22 protein-coding genes and 1 tRNA gene are annotated in these 19,167 nt (G+C 58.4%); 4 read left to right on the top strand and 19 right to left on the bottom strand.

All coding sequences use genetic code 11. The annotated features are described in order from the left end of the window. Positions 1 to 383 precede the first annotated feature (383 nt). Positions 384 to 596: a cold-shock protein gene (locus tag H097_RS22235; RefSeq protein WP_032862513.1), complete on the top strand. Its 213-nt coding sequence runs from the start codon at positions 384 to 386 to the stop codon at positions 594 to 596. 96 nt (positions 597 to 692) lie between these two features. Next, positions 693 to 1,181, top strand: a complete 489-nt coding sequence (locus tag H097_RS22230) for an RDD family protein (protein WP_032862512.1) — start codon at positions 693 to 695, stop codon at positions 1,179 to 1,181. A gap of 131 nt (positions 1,182 to 1,312) precedes the next feature. Here the strand turns inward: H097_RS22230 and nadA are convergent, their stop codons facing one another. Together nadA and H097_RS22220 are read right to left on the bottom strand one after the other, a co-directional pair. Then, complete coding sequence (nadA, locus tag H097_RS22225; RefSeq protein ID WP_032862511.1) at positions 1,313 to 2,371, bottom strand: quinolinate synthase NadA; 1,059 nt, start codon at positions 2,369 to 2,371, stop codon at positions 1,313 to 1,315. A 148-nt stretch (positions 2,372 to 2,519) separates the two neighbouring features. Next, the gene (locus H097_RS22220; protein WP_032862510.1) at positions 2,520 to 3,413 is read right to left on the bottom strand and encodes a LysR family transcriptional regulator; all 894 of its coding nucleotides are present in this window, start codon (positions 3,411 to 3,413) and stop codon (positions 2,520 to 2,522) included. Between the two features lie 108 nt (positions 3,414 to 3,521). On the opposite strand from H097_RS22220, the gene lldD reads away from it, so the two are divergent. After that, entirely contained in the window at positions 3,522 to 4,664 is a 1,143-nt protein-coding gene (gene lldD / locus H097_RS22215; RefSeq protein WP_032862625.1) for an FMN-dependent L-lactate dehydrogenase LldD, read from the top strand. A gap of 9 nt (positions 4,665 to 4,673) precedes the next feature. Here the strand turns inward: lldD and H097_RS22210 are convergent, their stop codons facing one another. Then, positions 4,674 to 5,366: an RES family NAD+ phosphorylase gene (locus H097_RS22210; RefSeq protein WP_032862509.1), complete on the bottom strand. Its 693-nt coding sequence runs from the start codon at positions 5,364 to 5,366 to the stop codon at positions 4,674 to 4,676. Beyond that, a complete protein-coding gene (locus tag H097_RS22205) occupies positions 5,360 to 5,764 on the bottom strand; it encodes an antitoxin Xre-like helix-turn-helix domain-containing protein (protein ID WP_032862508.1) in 405 nt (134 codons plus the stop codon). Before H097_RS22205 ends, H097_RS22210 begins: the two co-directional genes overlap by 7 nt. Before the next feature lie 147 nt (positions 5,765 to 5,911). Between H097_RS22205 and H097_RS22200 the strand changes: the two genes are divergently transcribed. Then, positions 5,912 to 6,787: a hypothetical protein gene (locus H097_RS22200; protein WP_157695990.1), complete on the top strand. Its 876-nt coding sequence runs from the start codon at positions 5,912 to 5,914 to the stop codon at positions 6,785 to 6,787. A 147-nt stretch (positions 6,788 to 6,934) separates the two neighbouring features. Here H097_RS22200 and H097_RS22195 read toward each other — a convergent pair. The 15 genes from H097_RS22195 to aspS form a co-directional block, all read right to left on the bottom strand. Next, positions 6,935 to 7,010, bottom strand: a tRNA-Lys gene (locus tag H097_RS22195). A gap of 63 nt (positions 7,011 to 7,073) precedes the next feature. Further along, positions 7,074 to 7,763 carry a 7-cyano-7-deazaguanine synthase QueC gene (queC, locus tag H097_RS22190; RefSeq protein ID WP_032862506.1) on the bottom strand — a complete coding sequence of 230 codons (690 nt, stop codon included), beginning with the start codon at positions 7,761 to 7,763 and terminating at the stop codon, positions 7,074 to 7,076. A gap of 1 nt (position 7,764) precedes the next feature. Further along, positions 7,765 to 8,412 carry a 7-carboxy-7-deazaguanine synthase QueE gene (gene queE / locus H097_RS22185; RefSeq protein WP_032862505.1) on the bottom strand — a complete coding sequence of 216 codons (648 nt, stop codon included), beginning with the start codon at positions 8,410 to 8,412 and terminating at the stop codon, positions 7,765 to 7,767. A 165-nt stretch (positions 8,413 to 8,577) separates the two neighbouring features. Next, positions 8,578 to 9,390 carry a tol-pal system protein YbgF gene (gene ybgF / locus H097_RS22180; RefSeq protein ID WP_032862503.1) on the bottom strand — a complete coding sequence of 271 codons (813 nt, stop codon included), beginning with the start codon at positions 9,388 to 9,390 and terminating at the stop codon, positions 8,578 to 8,580. Positions 9,391 to 9,396: 6 nt separating this feature from the next. Further along, positions 9,397 to 9,897: a peptidoglycan-associated lipoprotein Pal gene (gene pal, locus H097_RS22175; RefSeq protein ID WP_029300299.1), complete on the bottom strand. Its 501-nt coding sequence runs from the start codon at positions 9,895 to 9,897 to the stop codon at positions 9,397 to 9,399. 55 nt (positions 9,898 to 9,952) lie between these two features. Further along, entirely contained in the window at positions 9,953 to 11,233 is a 1,281-nt protein-coding gene (gene tolB, locus H097_RS22170; protein ID WP_174553290.1) for a Tol-Pal system beta propeller repeat protein TolB, read from the bottom strand. A 17-nt stretch (positions 11,234 to 11,250) separates the two neighbouring features. Further along, the gene (gene tolA / locus H097_RS22165; RefSeq protein ID WP_032862500.1) at positions 11,251 to 12,324 is read right to left on the bottom strand and encodes a cell envelope integrity protein TolA; all 1,074 of its coding nucleotides are present in this window, start codon (positions 12,322 to 12,324) and stop codon (positions 11,251 to 11,253) included. Further along, positions 12,324 to 12,776, bottom strand: coding sequence for a protein TolR (gene tolR / locus H097_RS22160; protein ID WP_161635741.1), 453 nt, complete (start codon positions 12,774 to 12,776; stop codon positions 12,324 to 12,326). Before tolR ends, tolA begins: the two co-directional genes overlap by 1 nt. A gap of 23 nt (positions 12,777 to 12,799) precedes the next feature. After that, a complete protein-coding gene (gene tolQ / locus H097_RS22155; protein WP_032862498.1) occupies positions 12,800 to 13,495 on the bottom strand; it encodes a protein TolQ in 696 nt (231 codons plus the stop codon). A 1-nt stretch (position 13,496) separates the two neighbouring features. After that, positions 13,497 to 13,952, bottom strand: coding sequence for a tol-pal system-associated acyl-CoA thioesterase (gene ybgC, locus H097_RS22150; protein ID WP_032862496.1), 456 nt, complete (start codon positions 13,950 to 13,952; stop codon positions 13,497 to 13,499). A 138-nt stretch (positions 13,953 to 14,090) separates the two neighbouring features. After that, positions 14,091 to 15,149 carry a Holliday junction branch migration DNA helicase RuvB gene (ruvB, locus tag H097_RS22145; RefSeq protein ID WP_032862495.1) on the bottom strand — a complete coding sequence of 353 codons (1,059 nt, stop codon included), beginning with the start codon at positions 15,147 to 15,149 and terminating at the stop codon, positions 14,091 to 14,093. Continuing rightward, positions 15,150 to 15,761: a Holliday junction branch migration protein RuvA gene (gene ruvA / locus H097_RS22140; RefSeq protein ID WP_003193868.1), complete on the bottom strand. Its 612-nt coding sequence runs from the start codon at positions 15,759 to 15,761 to the stop codon at positions 15,150 to 15,152. It abuts the gene before it with no gap. Between the two features lie 67 nt (positions 15,762 to 15,828). Then, entirely contained in the window at positions 15,829 to 16,353 is a 525-nt protein-coding gene (gene ruvC / locus H097_RS22135; protein WP_032862494.1) for a crossover junction endodeoxyribonuclease RuvC, read from the bottom strand. Positions 16,354 to 16,494: 141 nt separating this feature from the next. Then, positions 16,495 to 17,241 (bottom strand): YebC/PmpR family DNA-binding transcriptional regulator, encoded by a 747-nt coding sequence (locus H097_RS22130; RefSeq protein WP_032862493.1) that lies wholly within the window; start codon positions 17,239 to 17,241, stop codon positions 16,495 to 16,497. Between the two features lie 135 nt (positions 17,242 to 17,376). Further along, complete coding sequence (gene aspS / locus H097_RS22125; RefSeq protein WP_032862492.1) at positions 17,377 to 19,152, bottom strand: aspartate--tRNA ligase; 1,776 nt, start codon at positions 19,150 to 19,152, stop codon at positions 17,377 to 17,379. Between the last annotated feature and the right edge of the window lie 15 nt (positions 19,153 to 19,167).

The raw sequence follows: 19,167 nt of genomic DNA, 5'->3' as shown, positions 1-19,167 counted from the left end.
GTTCCTATAAGTAACGCGGTTGTGTTCACTTGCACTAATGTGTAACACAACCGCCATAAAACAGCGCACTGACGATAGTCAATGTTATGTCGATTAACCTATAACAAGTGACTCACACTATCGAATAAGACACTTCGGCAATAGTGACCGAATTGTCATCATGACCAGTAAATACAGGGCTTTTAGAGGGCTTGTTTTTTCTGCCTTAGTTGTCGTAGAGTTTGCCCACTGTGTTTGCATGGGTCGCTTTGAACCTGGACCTGGGCAGTAGCCAAAGTTAGCTACAACCCGTTCGATGTCTCTTACTTTCCTGCAACCCAGCCCAGTACTCTTTCGTGTGAAAGGGACTGTCATCAATTTTTAGCGTCAAAGGAAAGAAGAAAATGGCTGAACGTCAGAGCGGTACCGTCAAGTGGTTTAACGACGAGAAAGGTTTTGGTTTTATCACCCCTGAAAGCGGTCCGGATCTGTTCGTGCACTTCCGCGCTATTCAGGGCAACGGCTTCAAGACCCTGAAAGAAGGCCAGAAAGTGACCTTCCTCGCAGTGCAAGGCCAGAAAGGCATGCAGGCTGACGAAGTACAAGCAGAAGGCTGATCCCTACTGCGACAAAAAGCCCCTGATGCTGACATCAGGGGCTTTTTTGTATGCGTTTGACCGTAAAATGGCTTTTTTCCTCCAGAGAGCCGAGCCATGTCGAAACACCTGCTGAGCCCCCAAGGCGAATTCCCCGCCGTTGGCCTGGGCCGTCGTCTGGCAGCGATGTTCTATGACTTCCTGTTGTGTACCGCCCTGTTGATCGTCACCGCCTTGCTCTACAAGCTGGTGTGGATCGCCTTTGTGGGGGAGGCGAAGATGCGCACGCTCTCGGAGTCCGGGGCCCTGGACGGTGATCCGTTGTTGTCGACGATTCTGTTTTTTGTGCTGTTTGGCTTCTTCGCCAAGTTCTGGACCCATTCCGGGCAGACCCTGGGCATGCAGGTATGGGGCGTGCGCGTGCAGAACACGGATGGCTCACGTATCAGCCTGTGGCAGGCGCTGTTGCGTTTTGTGGTGTCGATTGCGTCGTGGTTGTGTGCGGGGCTGGGGTTTATCTGGTCGCTGGTGGACAAGAAAAAACGCGCCTGGCATGACATCTATTCGGACACGCAATTGGTGCGGATCCCGAAGAAAAAGAAATAGCGCCCAAACGATGCAAATCAAATGTGGGAGCTGGCTTGCCTGCGATGCAGGCGCCTCGGTGTATCAGTCAGACCGAGGTGATGCTATCGCAGGCAAGCCAGCTCCTACAGTTTGATCGTGGCAGGCATGGATCAGGCGTTGCCGGCCAACTTCAGACGGGCCGCCTGGGTAAAGTCCAGCATGCGCTTGAGCGGGCGTACCGCATGGGGAATCAGCGAAGGCTCGACGAAGATCTCGTTGCTGCCTTCACGCAGGCATTGCAGCGTGCGCTCCAGGGTATTCATCGCCATCCACGGGCAGTGCGCGCAACTGCGGCATGCCGCGCCGTTACCGGCGGTTGGCGCCTCGACAAAGACCTTGTCCGGGCACAGCTGCTGCATCTTGTAGAAAATGCCGCGGTCAGTGGCGACGATGAACGTCTTGTTCGGCAAACGCTGCGCCGCCGCAATCAACTGGCTGGTGGAGCCCACGGCATCGGCCAACTCGATCACCGAGGTCGGTGATTCCGGGTGCACCAGGATCGCTGCATCCGGGTACAACGCCTTCATGTCTTCCAATTGCTTGGACTTGAACTCTTCGTGGACGATGCAGGCACCGTCCCACAGCAGCATGTCGGCACCGGTCTGACGCTGGATATAGGTACCCAGGTGCTTGTCCGGGCCCCAGATGATGGTTTCGCCGTTATCCATCAGGCTTTCGACGATTTCCAGGGCGCAACTGGAAGTCACCACCCAATCCGCGCGCGCTTTGACCGCCGCCGAAGTGTTGGCGTAGACCACCACGGTGCGCTCCGGATGCTGGTCGCAGAACGCCGAAAACTCTTCCACCGGGCAACCCAGGTCCAGGGAGCACGTGGCTTCCAGGGTTGGCATCAGGATACGTTTTTCGGGGGTGAGGATTTTCGCCGTCTCGCCCATGAAGCGCACACCGGCGACCAGCACGGTCTTGGCCGGGTATGCGGCGCCGAAGCGGGCCATTTCCAGGGAGTCGGAAACACAGCCACCGGTTTCTTCGGCCAGGGCCTGAATCACCGGGTCGCAGTAGAAATGCGCCACCAGCACCGCATCTTGAGCCTTGAGCTCGGCAGCGATGGCAGAACGTAAGCTTGCCTCTTCCTCGGCACTGAGCACCTTGGGTTGCTTGGCATCGAGGTGGGCTTGGACCAGAAGGCGTTCGGAAATTTGCGTCATGTTCGCAAGACCTGCAGGCGCAGTTGCGCGAAAGTCGAGTATACCACCGGCTCTGGAGCCCTTCGGGCGCCGCCGGACGAAGTGATTGTGTTCATCAAGCACGGGTGAAGCTGCGCAAGGCTACAGAATATCGATTGGATTCAAAAGCCTAAAATGGCGCAGGGACATTACCCATTTCCCTGGCCAGGTCCAACCAGGCCCGCGCGGCTGGTGGCAAGTGAGCATTACGCCGCCAGGTCAGGGCAATATGCCAGTCAGTCTGGGGCTCATCCAACGCAATCAACGCAATGCCGGGATGCAGGTGCTTGTAAGCCAGCATGCGCGGCAGGAAGGCGACACCCAGGCCCGCGCCGACCAGGTCGACGATAAAGTCGATCTGGGCGCTGCGCACCGAAACCTTCGGCGAGACGCCCCGACGCTCGCAGGCGCAAAGAATGATGCGGTTCAGGGCAAACCCGGCCTCGAACAGTATGAAGGGTGAGTCGGACAAGTCGGAAAAATCCACACTCTTGCGTCCCGCCAATGGATGGCTGCTGGGCAGGACAACCATCAACGGCTCGACCCGCACGTCCTGATACTCAAACTCGCCCTCCACCGGCACCAGCAGGGCAGCCACGTCCACCTCCCCCGCTTGCAGGCACTCGCCCAGCTTCTTGCTGCCATGCTCGATCAGCTCGATCTCGATCTGTGGGTAACGCTGGCGATACACCGCAAACATCGCGGCAAATAACTCACCACTGCCCACCGGCGGCAAGCCGATGCGCAACACGCCACGCTTGAGCCCCAACAGGTCATTGATCTCGGCCACCAAGTCGTTGCGCTCGGCGAGCAACACCAGGGCGCGGCGGTAGGCAATCTCACCGGCGGCTGTCAGTTCGCTCTTATGGCCGATACGGCTGAACAACGGCGTGCCCAACTCCTCCTCCAGCGTCTTGACCGCTTTGCTGACACTCGATTGCGTGAGCGAAACCATCTCGGCCGCTTGTGAGAAACTGCCTTGGCGCACCACTTCGACAAAGGCTCGCAGCGTTCGCAGGTTCATGACTATTCCATTTTCGACTTGAATGAAGTTGTAAAAGTTGTTTTTACCATGAAAAGCCTTTGGCTATCCTCCACCCACCGTTTTCTTTATTCCGGGGCCTCACTGTTCATGATCATTTCGTCCGCATCGGATTACCGCGAAGCCGCACGCCGCAAACTGCCGCGCTTCCTGTTCGACTACATTGACGGTGGCGCGTACGCCGAGCACACCCTCAAGGCCAACAGTTCGGACTTGGCAGACATCAGCCTGCGCCAGCGTGTGCTGCGTAACGTCGAGAGCCTGAGCCTGGAAACCACCTTGTTCGACCAACCGCTGGCGATGCCGGTGGTCATGAGTCCGGTGGGCCTGACCGGCATGTTTGCCCGACGCGGGGAAGTCCAGGTGGCCAACGCCGCGACCAATAAAGGTGTGCCTTTTTGCCTGTCGACCGTTTCCGTTTGCCCGATCGAGGAAGTTGCGTCGCAGACCGCGCAATCGATCTGGTTTCAACTCTATGTGTTGAAAGACCGCGGCTTCATGAAAAACGCCCTGGAGCGCGCGCAAGCCGCCGGAGTGAAAACCCTGGTCTTCACCGTCGACATGCCAACCCCCGGCGCCCGCTACCGTGATGCCCACTCCGGGATGTCCGGCCCGTACGCCGCCCAGCGACGCATGTTGCAGGCCGTGACCAAGCCGGCCTGGGCGTTTGATGTGGGGCTGATGGGCCGCCCTCATGACTTGGGCAACATCTCCAAATACCTGGGCAAACCGACCCACCTTGAAGATTACATCGGCTGGCTGGCCACCAACTTCGACCCCTCCATCAGTTGGAAAGACCTGGAGTGGATCCGTGAGTTCTGGAAGGGCCCAATGATCATCAAGGGCATCCTCGACCCACAGGACGCCAAGGATGCCGTGAGCTTCGGCGCTGACGGCATCGTCGTGTCCAACCACGGCGGCCGCCAGCTTGATGGCGTGCTGTCCACCGCCAAGGCACTGCCTGAGATCGCCCAGGCGGTTGGCAGTGATCTCACGGTGCTGGTGGACTCGGGGGTTCGTTCCGGGCTGGACGTGGTACGCATGCTCGCCCTCGGCGCCCGTGGCGTGTTACTGGGGCGCGCGCCCGCCTACGCCCTGGCCGCTGATGGGCAGCGTGGCGTGGAAAACCTGCTGGATATCTTTGCCAAGGAAATGCGCGTGGCCATGACCCTCACCGGGGTTACCTCGATTGCGCAGATCGATGAGTCGATCCTGGTGCGCGGGCAGATCTGACCCTGTGCATCAGGCTTCGCTGATCTTGCTGACACTGGTGATCTGCCCATTCCAGACCATCTCGTAATGAGAGGCCTGGACAATCGACGACACCGGCCTAGGTGTCAGCAACGCCCAGCAGTGGTTGCCCTCTGCACGCACTGACAGATAACGAAGGCCCGGGCAGCCGGCCTTCTTCAGTGCGCTGCCCAAACGATGGGAGTCGTTGTAGTCGTCGGGATCGTAGATCGGGTCGCTGATCGGCACCGACGTCGCATCCTTCATCGAATCACCGGCAAAGGTGCACGACAGCCCGCGAAAGACAAAACGCTCATAGTTCAGGCCATGGACCCCGGACCAATACTGGTTCTGGTGATGACGCACCTCTGCCAGTGCCGTTTCTATCGTCGCAGCCAGGTACAGGACGCCAAAATCACCAGCGCTGAAACGCGACCCGGCAGGATTGACGTGGGTGAACGGCGCAATTGCGTAGGAACATCCCACAATCCCGAACGGGATTTCCCTACGGGGTATCAGCTCAATCCGGCCGACCTCATTGCCCAATCGCGGGTTGGTCAGGGCCTGGATCTGATAGAGCGCCTCAAACTCGTCGGCATCCGCCACATCGTCAAACAATGCAATCGGCGGGAATTTTGAATTGACCAGGCGATAGGCCTGCAACTGGCCCCCCGGCAACTCACCCAGCTGGTTCAGCGTCACCATTGCGCGCCACGCAGCACATCGATGCGGCGGAAGGTTTCGTACAGCGAAATCATATCGCCCTGAGCCATGATCTCCAGGGGCGAGCGCCCGTTGAAAAAGCTGTTGTCGTTGGCCATTGCGGGGAAGCCATACACGTTCTCGGGGTTATCGAACACCATGCGCAGCGTGGCGTGGATATTGAGCACGAAGCTGATGCGCTGCATCTGATCGAAGTCCAGGCTGACGGACCATGCGGCATCACGCTGCCGGGCGCGGGTGTAGGTACTGCGCGAGATACGCAGGATGCGGCAGGCCTGGTCGCTGCTGGCCTGCCACTTTTCCAGGATGCCCACGGCCGCCCGTAGTCCGGCGACACATTGTTCCCGAGTGAAGGGTTGCGCTTGGAGGGCTAGGCTCATAGTTGCCACCTCATAATGAATCTATAGACTCAAATATAGACAAAGAAGATCTATAGATCAAACATAGGCAGAATCAACCGTCAGTCGTTACAACCAAACACTCCAGCGCCACGGTTTTTGTTATTTCGAATCGCACTTTAGCGCTTGATGGGTGAGAATGGTTCCCGTCTACATTTCCCCAGTCTATTTGTGTACGAGCCCCAAGAAATGGAATTCAACACGTCTTCTTCGTCCCGCTGGCTTCTGGCATTGTTCGGTGCAAGCCTACTTTCACTGTCCGGCTGCCAGAGTCACACGCCCGAACAGGCAGCGGCCTTGGCGGCAGCACAAATGCAACAAAAGGATGAAAAATTCGTCACCACTTTCCAAATGATACTGCGCAGCTATGCCCTAGCTGCCAATGAGCAAGAACTGACAGGCGTGATGAATATGATCATGACCGTCGACGCGCAGAACCATGTAGTGGATTGCTCGACCAAACGCGGAACCCTGCTACCCAACCAAGACCTGAACAACCTGCGCCAGGCCAAGCTGGGCAAACTGGTGACTGACCTGTGTTGGACCACCCTGTTTCCCGAGGTCTCACCCAAGGTCTTCGCCGATGCCAAGGACACTCAGGTGATTGTCGCGCCCATGGTATTCACCCCTCTGCTCGGCATGTCGGAGGAGGAGCAACAAAAGCATACGGCCCGCATCGATTTCTATAAGCAGATCCGCTTCTTCCGTGAGCAACTGTTTGCCGGACATGCCATCGACAGTATCGGCGTAGCCAGCTTCCACTTCATCGCCGATGCACAAGGCAAAGTCAGTGAGTGCATGGTCAACCTGAATCAAAGCCCGTATCGACTACAAGGCTTCAAGGTGGATAGCGCGCTGCAGCAACGTCTCGTCACGCAGTGCAAACTGCTGGACCTGCGACAAATGCCGGGGTTTGACAGCCACCCTCAGGGCCTGCCGACAGGCTATGTGTTTGTGGACTACAGCCCGTGGATGAATGGGCACGCCAAGGCTGAGCAACAATAGAACTCAGAGGCTTGCAGAGGGCTCAGCCGAGGAAACTGAGCCAGGGGCCTGAATCGATGAACGCCTGGCTTGTCTTGGCACAAGGCAAAAAAAAACCCGGAAATCCTCACTTGCGTGGGCCTTCCGGATTTTCTAAACCGCCAAAAATGGTGGGTCGTGTGGGATTCGAACCTACGACCAATTGGTTAAAAGCCAACTGCTCTACCAACTGAGCTAACGACCCGCTGTGTGGTGGCGCGTATAATACTGATTTCTAAGGATTATTCAACACCTTATTTTAAATAAATCAGAAATAACGCGTTGGGTCAGTAATTCCGGCCGCTTGGAAGCCTTCTGCACGCAGGCGGCAGCTGTCACATTTCCTACAAGCACGACCGTCATTGTCTGCCTGGTAGCAGGACACAGTCAGCGAGTAATCGACACCAAGCCTTACACCCGCCTTGACGATATCGGCCTTGCTCAGGTTTTGCAGGGGCGCCTGGATACGGAAGCCACGCCCTTCTACGCCGGCCTTGGTCGCCAGGTTGGCCATGCGCTCGAACGACTCGACGAACTCTGGGCGACAGTCCGGGTAGCCGGAGTAGTCCACGGCGTTGACGCCGATAAAGATGTCGCGGGCGTCGAGCACCTCTGCCCAGCCCAGGGCCAGCGAGAGGAACACGGTGTTACGGGCCGGCACATAAGTGACCGGGATGCCCTCAGTCGGCGCCTCAGGCACGTCGATGGTGCTGTCGGTCAAGGCCGAGCCGCCAATGCCATTGAGGTTCAGGCCGATCACCTTGTGCTCCACCACACCGAGGTCGCGGGCAACACGGGCGGCGGCGTCCAGCTCGGCATGGGAGCGCTGGCCGTAATCGAAGCTCATGGTGTAGCAGCTGTAACCCTCGGCGCGGGCCATGGCGACCACGGTGGCGGAGTCGAGGCCGCCAGACAGCAGGATTACGGCACGTTTTTGATCAGTGGTTTGTTCAGTCATTTCAGCGTCCTGGCTCGTCGTTCCAAAGGTATTTATGCAGCTGCAATTGCAGGCGCACCGGCAGGTTGTCGGCGACCACCCAATCAGCGAGGTCGCGAGCGTTCAAGTCATGGTGGCTGGGGGAAAACAGCACCTCGCCGGCGCGCCGGTCCAGGCCGTATTGGATCAGCTTGGAGTTGGCCCAGTCATAGTCGTCCCGCGAGCAAATGACAAACTTGACCTGATCGTTGGCGGTCAGCAGGTCGATGTTTTCATAACGGTTGCGATGCGCTTCCTTGGAGTCCGGGGTCTTCAGGTCAACCACTCGACTGACGCGAGGGTCGACCGCTGAAATGTCCAGGGCACCACTGGTTTCCAGTGACACCTCGTAACCGGCATCACACAGCTGCTTGAGCAAAGGAATGGCATTGGGCTGGGCCAGGGGCTCGCCACCCGTCACACAGACGTAGCGCGGCCGAAAGCCTGCAACCTGCTCCAGGATGTCGTCGAGGGTGCGGATGGTGCCGCCACTGAAGGCGTAGGCGCTGTCACAGTACTGGCAGCGCAACGGGCAGCCGGTGAGGCGCACAAATACTGTGGGCAGGCCGGCAGTGCGCGTTTCACCCTGTAACGAGTAAAAAACTTCGGTGATGCGTAATGTGTCTTGCATAGTCGCCACGGGCGTAACAGCTAAACAGGCTGTCCGCCTCCGTCAGGCACTTCATGGGATCCCGGCAAAGCGTGAACCCCAAGAAGCGTATTTCATAAAAGGGCGTGGATTCTAACGAAAAAACCCGCGACAGGCGCGGGTTTCTTCCAAGCGGGACAGCAGTGCTTACAAACGTTGCAAATCGCGCTGGGCCAACTGGGCGGCAGATGTACCCGGATATTGGGCCACTACCTGCTGCAGAATGCCTTTGACCTTGTCGGTATGACCCAGGCGGCGCTCTACATCAGCCAGCTTGTACAGCGAATCAGGCACTTTGGCATGCTTGGGGTAAAGTTGGCTGACCTTGGCAAATGCCTGGCCTGCACCTTGCACATCACCCTTGGCCAGGTTGACCTCACCCAGCCAGTACTGGGCATTCCCAGCGTACTGGCTGTTTGGATAACGACCCAGGAAAGCGGTGAACGCCTTGCTGGCCTTGTCGAAATCCTTGGCCTTGATCAGGTCGAAGGCTGCATCGTAATACAGCTTTTCCTTCGCCGGATCACCCGGTTCGCTGCTCGCTGCCGGAGCCGCGGCTGCACCACCGGCGGCGCTTGCAGCGCCACCGGCAGAAGAATTATCAGGAGTAGCGGCAGGTGTAACACCGGCTCCTATACGTCGGTCAAGATCCTGGTAACGCTCCAGGCCTTCTTGCTTGAGCTGACGCACCTCATTCTGCAGAACTTCAATGGTGCCTTGTTGCTGCGCCAATTGATCCTGCATGCGTTGCAGTTGGTTGAACAGTTCGCCCTGTGCCGAAGGAGCGGCCGTGGCCGCTCCTCCCGCATAGGCGCCGTTCGTGCCATAACCTGCAGGTGGATAGCTGCTCCCACTATTGTTATAGCCAGAGTTGCTATCTTCCACGGGAACCGCAGCCCACACCACAAGCGGTGCGAGGCTGAGAGCCAATACGGTTACAACACGACGGCACGTTCGCATGACGAATTACTTACGCAGTTCGACGCGACGGTTTTGAGCCCAGGATTGCTCGTCGTTGCCGGTAGCAACTGGACGCTCTTCACCGTAGGAAACCAGTTCCAGCTGAGCTGGGGAAACGCCTTGCAGTACCAGGTAGCGCTGAACGGCTTTCGCACGACGCTCGCCCAGTGCCATGTTGTACTCACGAGTACCACGTTCGTCGGTGTTGCCTTCCAGTACAACGCGAGCGCCGTTACCTTTCAGGTCTTTCGCGTGAACGTCCAGAGCGCGCATGGCTTCTGGCTTCAGGTCCGAACTGTCGTATTCGAAGTAGAAAGTGGTGATCGCGCGCAGAGCAGCTTCTTCGCTCAGGGAGCCGTCAACTGCACCAGTGTTGGCGCCGTAACCAGCGTTTGGATCAACAGCTGCGCCTTCACCGGCATTGTCGCCGCCTTTAGACGAGCAACCAACGGCTACGGACAGAGCCAGAGCCAGAGCAGCAAACTTACCAAACTTCAGCATTTCCATCGTGAAACTCCTAATGAACCCCAGTGTGTTAAGTACTTCTTTTTGTAGCGCCGCGTCAGTTCAGGTAAGGGGACCAGGACGGTTCTCTGACTTCGCCTTGTGCGGTAGGAAGCGGGAGCCTTACGCGTCCATTAATGGACACGAGCATCAAGACTCCCCGGCCCTGCTGGCGGGTGGCGTAGATTACCATGGTGCCGTTGGGCGCAACAGTAGGCGACTCATCAAGAGTGCTATCTGTGAGGATTTTTACGCTTCCGCGCTGCAAATCCTGGGCCGCCACCTTGAAATTAGTGAAACCATCCTGGCGATGGATCATTACCAGGGTCTTTTCATCGGCCGAAAGCTTCGGATTGGCGTTGTAGTTGCCGATAAAGGTCACACGTTCTGCACCACCACCGCCAACACTGCTCTTATAGATCTGCGGTTTGCCGCCACGGTCTGACGTGAAGTAGATGGTCGAACCATCCTTGCCCCAGAACGGTTCGGTGTTGATGCCAGGGCCGGAAGTGACACGGGTGATCTGGCGCGAACCGAGGTTCATCACGTAGATATCCGGGTTACCGTCCTTGGACAGTACAAATGCCAGGCGATTGCCATCCGGCGACCAGGCAGGCGCACCGTTCAGGCCTTCGAAGTTGGTGATCTGCTCACGGCGACCGGTATCGATGTGCTGAACGAAGATGCGCGGGCGCTTCTGCTCAAACGACACGTAGGCGATACGCTTGCCATCGGGCGCAAAACGCGGCGACAGGATCGGCTCGCGCGACTGCAACAGGGTCACTGCACGAGCACCGTCGTAGTCCGAACGTTGCAGGGTGTAGCGCGTGTTGTTCACCGAGAAACGCTCAGCCGTCACGTACAGCATGCGGGTAGAGAACGCACCTTTGATACCCACCAGTTTTTCGAACGATTGGTCGGCGATGTAGTGCGCCATGTCTCGCAGTTGGTCGACGCTGCCCGACACGCTGCCGGTCAGCACTTGCTGCTCGGTGGCCACGTTGAACAAGGCGTATTGCACCTGCAGGCGACCGCCCGCTGGCACGATGCTGCCTACCATCAGGTACTGGGCGCCGAGGGCTTTCCAGTCACGGTAGATCACTTCGCTGCCGGTGGTCGGCTGGCTGATCATGTTCTGTTTCGGGATTGGCGCGTAGTAACCCGAGTTGCGCAGGTCATTACCGATGATTTCCGCCATATCGTCCGGCAGCACGCTGCCGCCCTGCCAGCCAAACGGTACTACTGCAATCGGGGTGGCCCGATCGCTACCGCTGGTTACCAGGATGTTCTTTTCATCCGCCGCCGCTATCCCTGCCATGCAGCAAATAACGACAAGCATTCCTCGAAGAAGGTTTCTCACAAGGCTAGATCCTCAGGTGTGAATGTCATCTTGAATGAACGATAGGGAGCGAAGTCGCTTGGTTTCATTCCCTGCATCTCGGTCAACCGGCCAATGTTCTTGACCGCTGCAACCGCTGAACTGTCGAACGAACCGTCGCCACTGGACTTGGCCACACTGACCGAAGTCACCGTACCGTCCGGCAACATGCCGATCTGCAGTACCACTGTCATGCCTTTGCGTGCCGAAGGTGGACGAGTCCAGCCTTCTGCTGCGCGCGCGCGAATCAGATCGTCGAAACTGCCCGCGACTTCGTCACCACGTTCATCGGCCAGGGCCTGCTGACGTTGCGGCGTGTCGGAAAGCAAATCTGCCAGGGCCTGGGCCTTTTTCTCTTCGGCGGATTTGCGCGCTGCTTCCTGGGCCTTTTTCTTCGAGGCATCGGCGGCAGCTTTCTTCTTCGCGTCGTCGGCGACTTTTTTCTTCGCCTCGTCTGCTTCGGATTTTTTCTTGGCGTCTTCGGCGGCTTTCTTCTTCGCGTCTTCGACTATCTTTTTCTTGGCTTCTTCAGCGGCCTTTTTCTTGGCCTCTTCTTCAGCTGCTTTCTTGGCTTCTTCTTCAGACTTCTTCTTGGCTATATCAGCCAATTGTTTCTCTTCGGCTTTTTTCGCTTCGGCAGCTTTCTCGGCTTTCTTGGCTTCATCAGCCTTTTTCGCCTCGTCAGCCTTCTTGGTTTCGTCAGCCTTTTTCGATTCCTCGGCCTTTTGAGCCGCCTCTTCTTTCTTTTGTTCCGCAGCAGCCTTCACCGCTTCCTGCTCGACCTTCTTCTGTTCCATCTGTTCGACTTCAGTCTGGCGCGCAGCCGACTTCTGGGCCTCACCCGCAATCTTCTGATTGGTCTGGGTGGTGGCCTGACTTTTCGATTTCAGCTGATACAGGGTCGCCTGCACGATCGGCTTGGCTGGCGGCAGCTCAGGGGTCATGGCAAAGCTGACAAACAGCATGCCAAACACCAGAACGTGCAGGGCAATTGCCCAGACGCTAGGCCAGAAGTAGCTTTCCGAGGCGGACGGCTCTCGCTGTTGCTGCATCAGGGCGCCTCGGTAATCAAGCCAACATTACCGACCCCGGCCTTCTGCAGCCCGCCCATGGCACCCATGACGGATCCGTAATCGACAACCTTGTCGCCACGAATGAACACCTGGGTGTGCTTGCCGCCTTCGTTGCCGGCGCGGATGATCTTGGTCACGGCGTCAGTCATCTGCGGCAAGGTCATGGCCTTGTCCTGTTGCTTCTGGGTGTCGACTTCGCTGCCAAGGTTCCAGTAGTAGGTCTTGTCAGCCTTGATCGAAATGGTCAGGACCTGGGTGTTGTTGTCCTGCGGCAAGGCTTCGCTGGAAACCTTGGGCAGATCAACCTTCACACCCTGATTGAGCATCGGCGCGGTCACCATGAAGATCACCAGCAGCACCAACATCACGTCGATGTAAGGCACTACGTTCATCTCGGCGACCGGCTTGCGCTTTTTGCGCGCTCGAGCGATTAAAGCCATTGGGAATTACCTGCTTATTCTTCGCTGGTGTGCACTTTACGGTGCAGGATCGCCTGGAACTCATCGGCGAAGGTGTAGTAACGGCTGATCAAGGTCTCACTGGTTGCAGCGAAACGGTTGTAGGCAATTACTGCGGGGATTGCAGCGAACAGGCCGATGGCAGTGGCGATCAGCGCTTCGGCGATACCCGGGGCCACGGTGGCCAGGGTCGCTTGCTGGGCCGTTGCCAGGCCACGGAAGGAGTTCATGATGCCCCAGACGGTACCGAACAGGCCGATATACGGGCTGACCGAACCGACGGTGGCGAGGAACGGCAGGCTCTGTTCGAGCTTTTCTTCCTCACGGGAGATCGCTACGCGCATCGCACGGGCCACACCTTCCATGACCGCTTCCGGGTCAACGCCGGACTGCTGGCGCAGGCGGGAGAACTCCTTGAAGCCGGCGCGGAAGATCTGCTCGACGCCCGAATCCGGGTCCGGGTTGCTGCCTGCCTGGCGATACAGCTTGGACAGGTCGATACCCGACCAGAAGCGCTCTTCGAAGCTCTCCAGGGCACGTCGACCGGCGCGCAGCAGGTTGCTGCGCTGAAAAATCATGACCCATGAGGTAACCGATGCGGCTACCAGGGTCAGCATCACCAGTTGAACCACGACACTGGCATTGCTGACCAGGCTCCACATGGAGGAATGGTCGACGACGGTAGGTTCCACGCTAAATCTCCTGCTCTGATTGTTTACCGGCGCCGCTCACGCCGGCAAAGGCCGCACGTAAAGCTTCGGGAATGGCCCGGGGTTTCAAACTATTGGTGCGCACACACGCCACCAGGAACTGCCCCTCACAGAGCAGCGTTGCATCCGTTGCCCGCCTGATCTGCTGTTTAAAGCGCAGGCTGACACGGTTCAATTCGATTACTTCTGCGCTGACCAGCAATTCATCGTCCAGTCGCGCCGGCGCGTGGTAACGGGCCTCGCTGGAATGCACGACAAATAACAGGTCCTCCCCTGCAAGCTGGGATTGGGCAAAGCCCAGCTCCCGCAGCCGCTCGGTTCGAGCCCGCTCCATGAATTTCAGGTAGTTGACGTAATACACGATGCCGCCCGCATCGGTGTCCTCGTAATAAACGCGACAGCGATGTGCGAACGACTGATCCCCGTTTTGCGCGCGCATACTCTAGTGCTTACTCCTCAGGTTGCCAATCCGGCCAGGCAACTGTTTTTCATTCTCTGCAACATTTCTAACGAAAGAATGACGACGCCAGCCACTAGGACAGCACAAACGTCGAATAAATCGACTCGCCATGCCTTTTTAATCGTCCACTGCATCGAGGAATTCGTCTACCACAGGCATCTCCCCCAATCGTGACGGAATGTTTAACCCGAAGTGCAAATACGCATGGCGCGTGACCACACGGCCCCTCGGTGTACGCATGATGTAACCCTGTTGAATCAGGTACGGCTCCAGCACATCCTCGATGGTATGACGTTCTTCACTGATGGCAGCAGCCAGGCTGTCCACGCCCACCGGCCCACCATCGAACTTCTCGATCATGGTCAGCAGCAGGCGCCGGTCTTGATGGTCGAAACCATGTTCATCGACATCCAGCAGGTTCAGTGCCAGGTCGGCCACGGCCTTGGTGATATGGCCCTTGGCGCGCACTTGCGCAAAGTCACGCACCCGCCGCAGCAAGCGGTTGGCAATACGTGGCGTGCCACGAGCCCGGCGGGCAATCTCATAGGCACCTTCCGGGTCCAGCGGCAAACCGAGAATCCCGGCCGAACGACTGACAATCGTCGCCAGATCCACAGTGCTGTAGAACTCTAGACGTTGAACAATGCCGAAACGGTCTCGCAACGGGTTAGTCAGCATCCCAGCGCGCGTAGTAGCGCCCACCAGGGTAAACGGCGGCAGGTCGAGCTTGATCGAGCGCGCAGCCGGCCCTTCGCCAATCATGATATCCAGCTGGAAGTCTTCCATGGCCGGGTACAGCACTTCTTCGACGATGGGCGATAACCGGTGGATTTCGTCGATGAACAGCACATCATGAGGCTCAAGATTGGTCAGCAGTGCCGCCAAATCCCCCGGGCGCTCCAATACAGGACCAGACGTAGACTTGATCGACACCCCCATTTCCTGGGCGATGATCATGGCCAGGGTGGTCTTGCCCAGGCCCGGTGGACCAAAGATCAGCGTGTGATCCAGGGACTCGCTGCGCCCGCGTGCGGCCTGGATGAACAACTCCATCTGCTCGCGCACGGTCGGCTGGCCAATATAGTCGGCAAGGCTGACGGGGCGGATGGCCCGGTCCTGGACTTCTTCACGGTCACGAGGGCCGGTGGCGGCAATCAGACGATCAGCTTCAATCACTTAAATCATTCCCTTCAGGGCTCGGCGGATCATGTCTTCGGCACTCAGGTTCTTGTCCTTGATGGCTGACACTGCCTTGCTGGCTTCCTGGGGCTTGTAGCCCAGGGAGATCAGCGCATTGACGGCGTCGCTTTCAGCACTGGCAACCTGGGCCGCCGGCATATCCGGCTGGTTTGGCACCAAGGCAAACATGCTCGGCACCACTTCCCAGGCTTTAAAGCGGTCCTTGAGTTCCACCAGCAGGCGCTCGGCGGTTTTCTTGCCCACACCCGGCACCTTGGTCAATGCGGAGGTGTCCTGGGCGGAAACGGCACGTACCAACTCATCCACTTCCAGGCTCGACATCAATGCCAGGGCCAATTTCGGGCCGACACCATTAAGGCGGATCAGCTCGCGAAAGAAGTCGCGATCGCGCTTGCCGATGAAACCATAGAGTAGTTGCGCGTCTTCGCGCACCACCAGATGGGTGTGCAGGGTTATCGGCTCACCGACCGACGGTAGGCGGTACAGGGTGGTCATGGGCACTTCCAGCTCATACCCCAGCCCATTTACATCCAGAATCAGGTGCGGCGGCTGTTTCTCAGCCAGGGTGCCGCGCAAGCGTCCAATCACGGTTCAGATCCTTAAAGCTTGAGGTCAGATCGAGGCCTGACCGGAAATAACGATTGCGCTGATGCTATCAGAGACGCAGGCGCCCGCCACGACTGCGTGCCGTACCAAGGCCATGGGGCAACAGGCTGGAACGGGTGTGCGCATGGCAAATGGCGATAGCCAGGGCGTCAGAGGCGTCGATCTGTGGCTTTGAGGTGAGCTTGAGCATATGCATGACCATCATCTGCACCTGCTCCTTATTGGCCGCACCGGTGCCGACCACGGCCTGCTTGACCTGGGTTGCGGTGTATTCGGCTATTTCCATGCCCTCCTCCGCGCCGGCAACAATTGCAGCGCCTCGGGCCTGGCCCAGCTTCAGGGCCGAGTCGGCGTTTTTGGCCATGAAGACCTTTTCAATGCCCATGGTCACCGGCCCGTAGGTCTGGATCACTTCACGCACACCGCGATAGACGATCTGCAAGCGCTCGGCCAACTCGCCAGCACCGGTACGGATACACCCCGAGGCAACGTAGATGCAGCCACGCGGAGTGTGCTGCACCACGCCAAAGCCGGTGATGCGCGAACCGGGGTCGATACCTAGGATTAAAGTCATAACGCCTGCAGGTTTATGGGTACATATAGATCCAATGTGGGAGCGGGCTTGCCCGCGATAGCGGTGTTTCAGTCAGAAATTCTGTATCTGATAAACCGCTATCGCAGGCAAGCCAGCTCCCACATTAGATTTTCATCGCGCTTAAGTTAGCTGTTCGGCGACGGATTCCGGGATGTCGGCGTTGGAGTAGACGTTCTGCACATCATCCAGGTCTTCAAGCATATCCAGCATCTTCAGCACTTTCTGCGCACCATCCAGGTCCAGCTCGGCGCTGGTGGTCGGCAGCATGACGATTTCCGCATCGGTGCCTTTGAAGTCTGCGGCTTCCAAGGCGTTACGCACCGCATAGAAGCCGGCGAACGAGGTGAATACGTCGATGGAGCCGTCTTCGTTGGTCACCACGTCGTCGGCATCCGCCTCCATCGCGGCTTCCATCAGCGCGTCTTCATCCGTACCCGGCGCAAAGGTAATCTGCCCCTTGCGCTCGAACAGATAGGCCACCGAACCATCCGTGCCCAGGTTGCCGCCACACTTGCTGAACGCATGGCGTACAGCCGCCGCGGTGCGGTTGCGGTTGTCGGTCATGCATTCGACCATCACCGCGACGCCGCCCGGGCCGTAGCCTTCGTAGGTCAGCTCGACCATGTCGTCGGTATCGGCCGCACCGGCACCACGGGCCACGGCGCGGTCGATGATGTCGCGGCTCATGTTGGCGCCCAGGGCCTTGTCCAGCGCCAGGCGCAGGCGTGGGTTGGAGCCTGGATCACCGCCGCCCTGGCGGGCAGCGACGGTCAGTTCGCGAATCCACTTGGTGAAGATCTTGCCTTTCTTGGCATCCTGACGCTCTTTGCGGTGCTTGATGTTCGCCCACTTGGAATGGCCAGCCATAACACAACTCCGAAATTCTCTAGAAACCTTTCAATCCCGCCCCAGGCGAGATTTCCCTCTTTTAAACGCAAAGGCGCATCCGAAGATGCGCCTTTTTGACTGCGTACAACCTTATCGCGCTTTCACGCCGCAGCCTTACTCAGCCTTCGGCGCCTCGCGCAGACGGATGTGCAGCTCGCGCAGTGCCTTGGCATCCACCACACCTGGAGCCTGGGTCATGACGTCCGCAGCACTCTGGGTTTTCGGGAAGGCAATCACTTCACGGATCGACTGCGCGCCGGTCATCAGCATCACCAGGCGGTCAAGGCCGAAGGCCAGGCCACCGTGGGGTGGAGCGCCATATTTCAGGGCGTCGAGCAGGAAGCCGAACTTCTCTTCCTGTTCCGCTTCGTTGATACCCAGCAGGCGGAAGACCGACTGTTGCATTTCTTTGCGGTGGATACGGATCGAACCGCCCCCCAGCTCAGTGCCGTTGAGCACCATGTCGTAGGCGCGGGACAGAGCGCCAGCCGGATTGGCTTCCAGCTCTTGCGGTGTGCACTTGGGCGCGGTGAACGGGTGGTGCAAGGCGCTGAAGCTACCGTCGTCGTTCTCTTCGAACATCGGGAAGTCGACGACCCACATCGGTGCCCACTCACACGTCAGCAGTTTCAAGTCGTGACCGAGCTTGATGCGCAATGCACCCAAGGCTTCACTGACGATCTTGGCCTTGTCGGCACCGAAGAACACGATATCGCCGTCAACTGCACCCACGCGATCGAGGATCACATTGAGCTTGTCCTCAGGGATGTTCTTGACGATCGGCGATTGCAGACCATCAACGCCATTCGCGCGCTCGTTGACCTTGATGTAAGCCAGGCCCTTGGCGCCGTAGATGCCGACGAACTTGGTGTAGTCGTCGATCTGCTTGCGCGGCATGCTCGCCCCGCCTGGCACACGCAGTGCGGCGATGCGGCATTTCGGGTCGTTGGCCGGGCCGCTGAACACCTTGAAGTCGACTTCCGTGAGCTGGTCGGCAACGTCGACCAGTTCCAGCGGGTTACGCAGGTCTGGCTTGTCGGAACCGTAGCGGCGCATGGCCTCTTCGAAGGTCATGTGCGGGAACTCGCCGAATTCCAGGCCCAGCACTTCCTTGAACAGGTTGCGGATCATTTCTTCGGTCAGGCCCATGATCTCTTTTTCATCGAGGAAGCTGGTCTCGATGTCGATCTGGGTGAATTCCGGCTGGCGATCGGCGCGCAGGTCTTCGTCACGGAAGCACTTGGCGATCTGATAGTAACGGTCAAAACCGGCGACCATCAGCAGTTGCTTGAACAGCTGCGGCGATTGCGGCAGGGCAAAGAAGCTACCGGCGTGGGTACGGCTTGGCACCAGGTAGTCACGCGCACCTTCCGGGGTAGCCCGGGTCAGGATCGGCGTTTCTACGTCGAGGAAGCCGTTCTCGTCGAGGAAACGACGGATGCTGGTGGTCATGCGCGAACGCAGACGCAGCTTCTCGGCCATTTCCGGGCGACGCAGGTCGAGGAAGCGATAACGCAGGCGGGTTTCTTCGCCAACGTCGGAGAACTCGTTGAGTGGGAACGGCGGGGTTTCCGACTCGTTCAGCACTTCCAGCTCGTAGCCCAGGACTTCGATCATGCCCGACGCCATGTTGGCGTTGGTGGCACCGGCCGGACGCAGGCGAACCTTGCCGGTGATTTTCACCACGTACTCGCTGCGCACGCGATCGGCGGCGGCGAAGCTCTCGGCACGATCCGGGTCGAATACCACTTGGGCCAGACCGTCACGATCACGGATATCGAGGAAAATCACCCCGCCATGGTCGCGACGACGGTGAACCCATCCGCAAAGGGTAATTTCCTGACCTTCCAGGGTCTCGTTCAGTTGGCCGCAATAGTGGCTGCGCATCATGGTAGTGGTTTCACT

The sequence above is a fragment of the Pseudomonas sp. FH4 genome, from assembly GCF_000510915.2.
Lineage (GTDB): Bacteria > Pseudomonadota > Gammaproteobacteria > Pseudomonadales > Pseudomonadaceae > Aquipseudomonas > Aquipseudomonas brenneri.
Note: the sequence above shows the minus strand (reverse complement) of the source record. Positions and strands in the feature narration are given on the sequence as shown.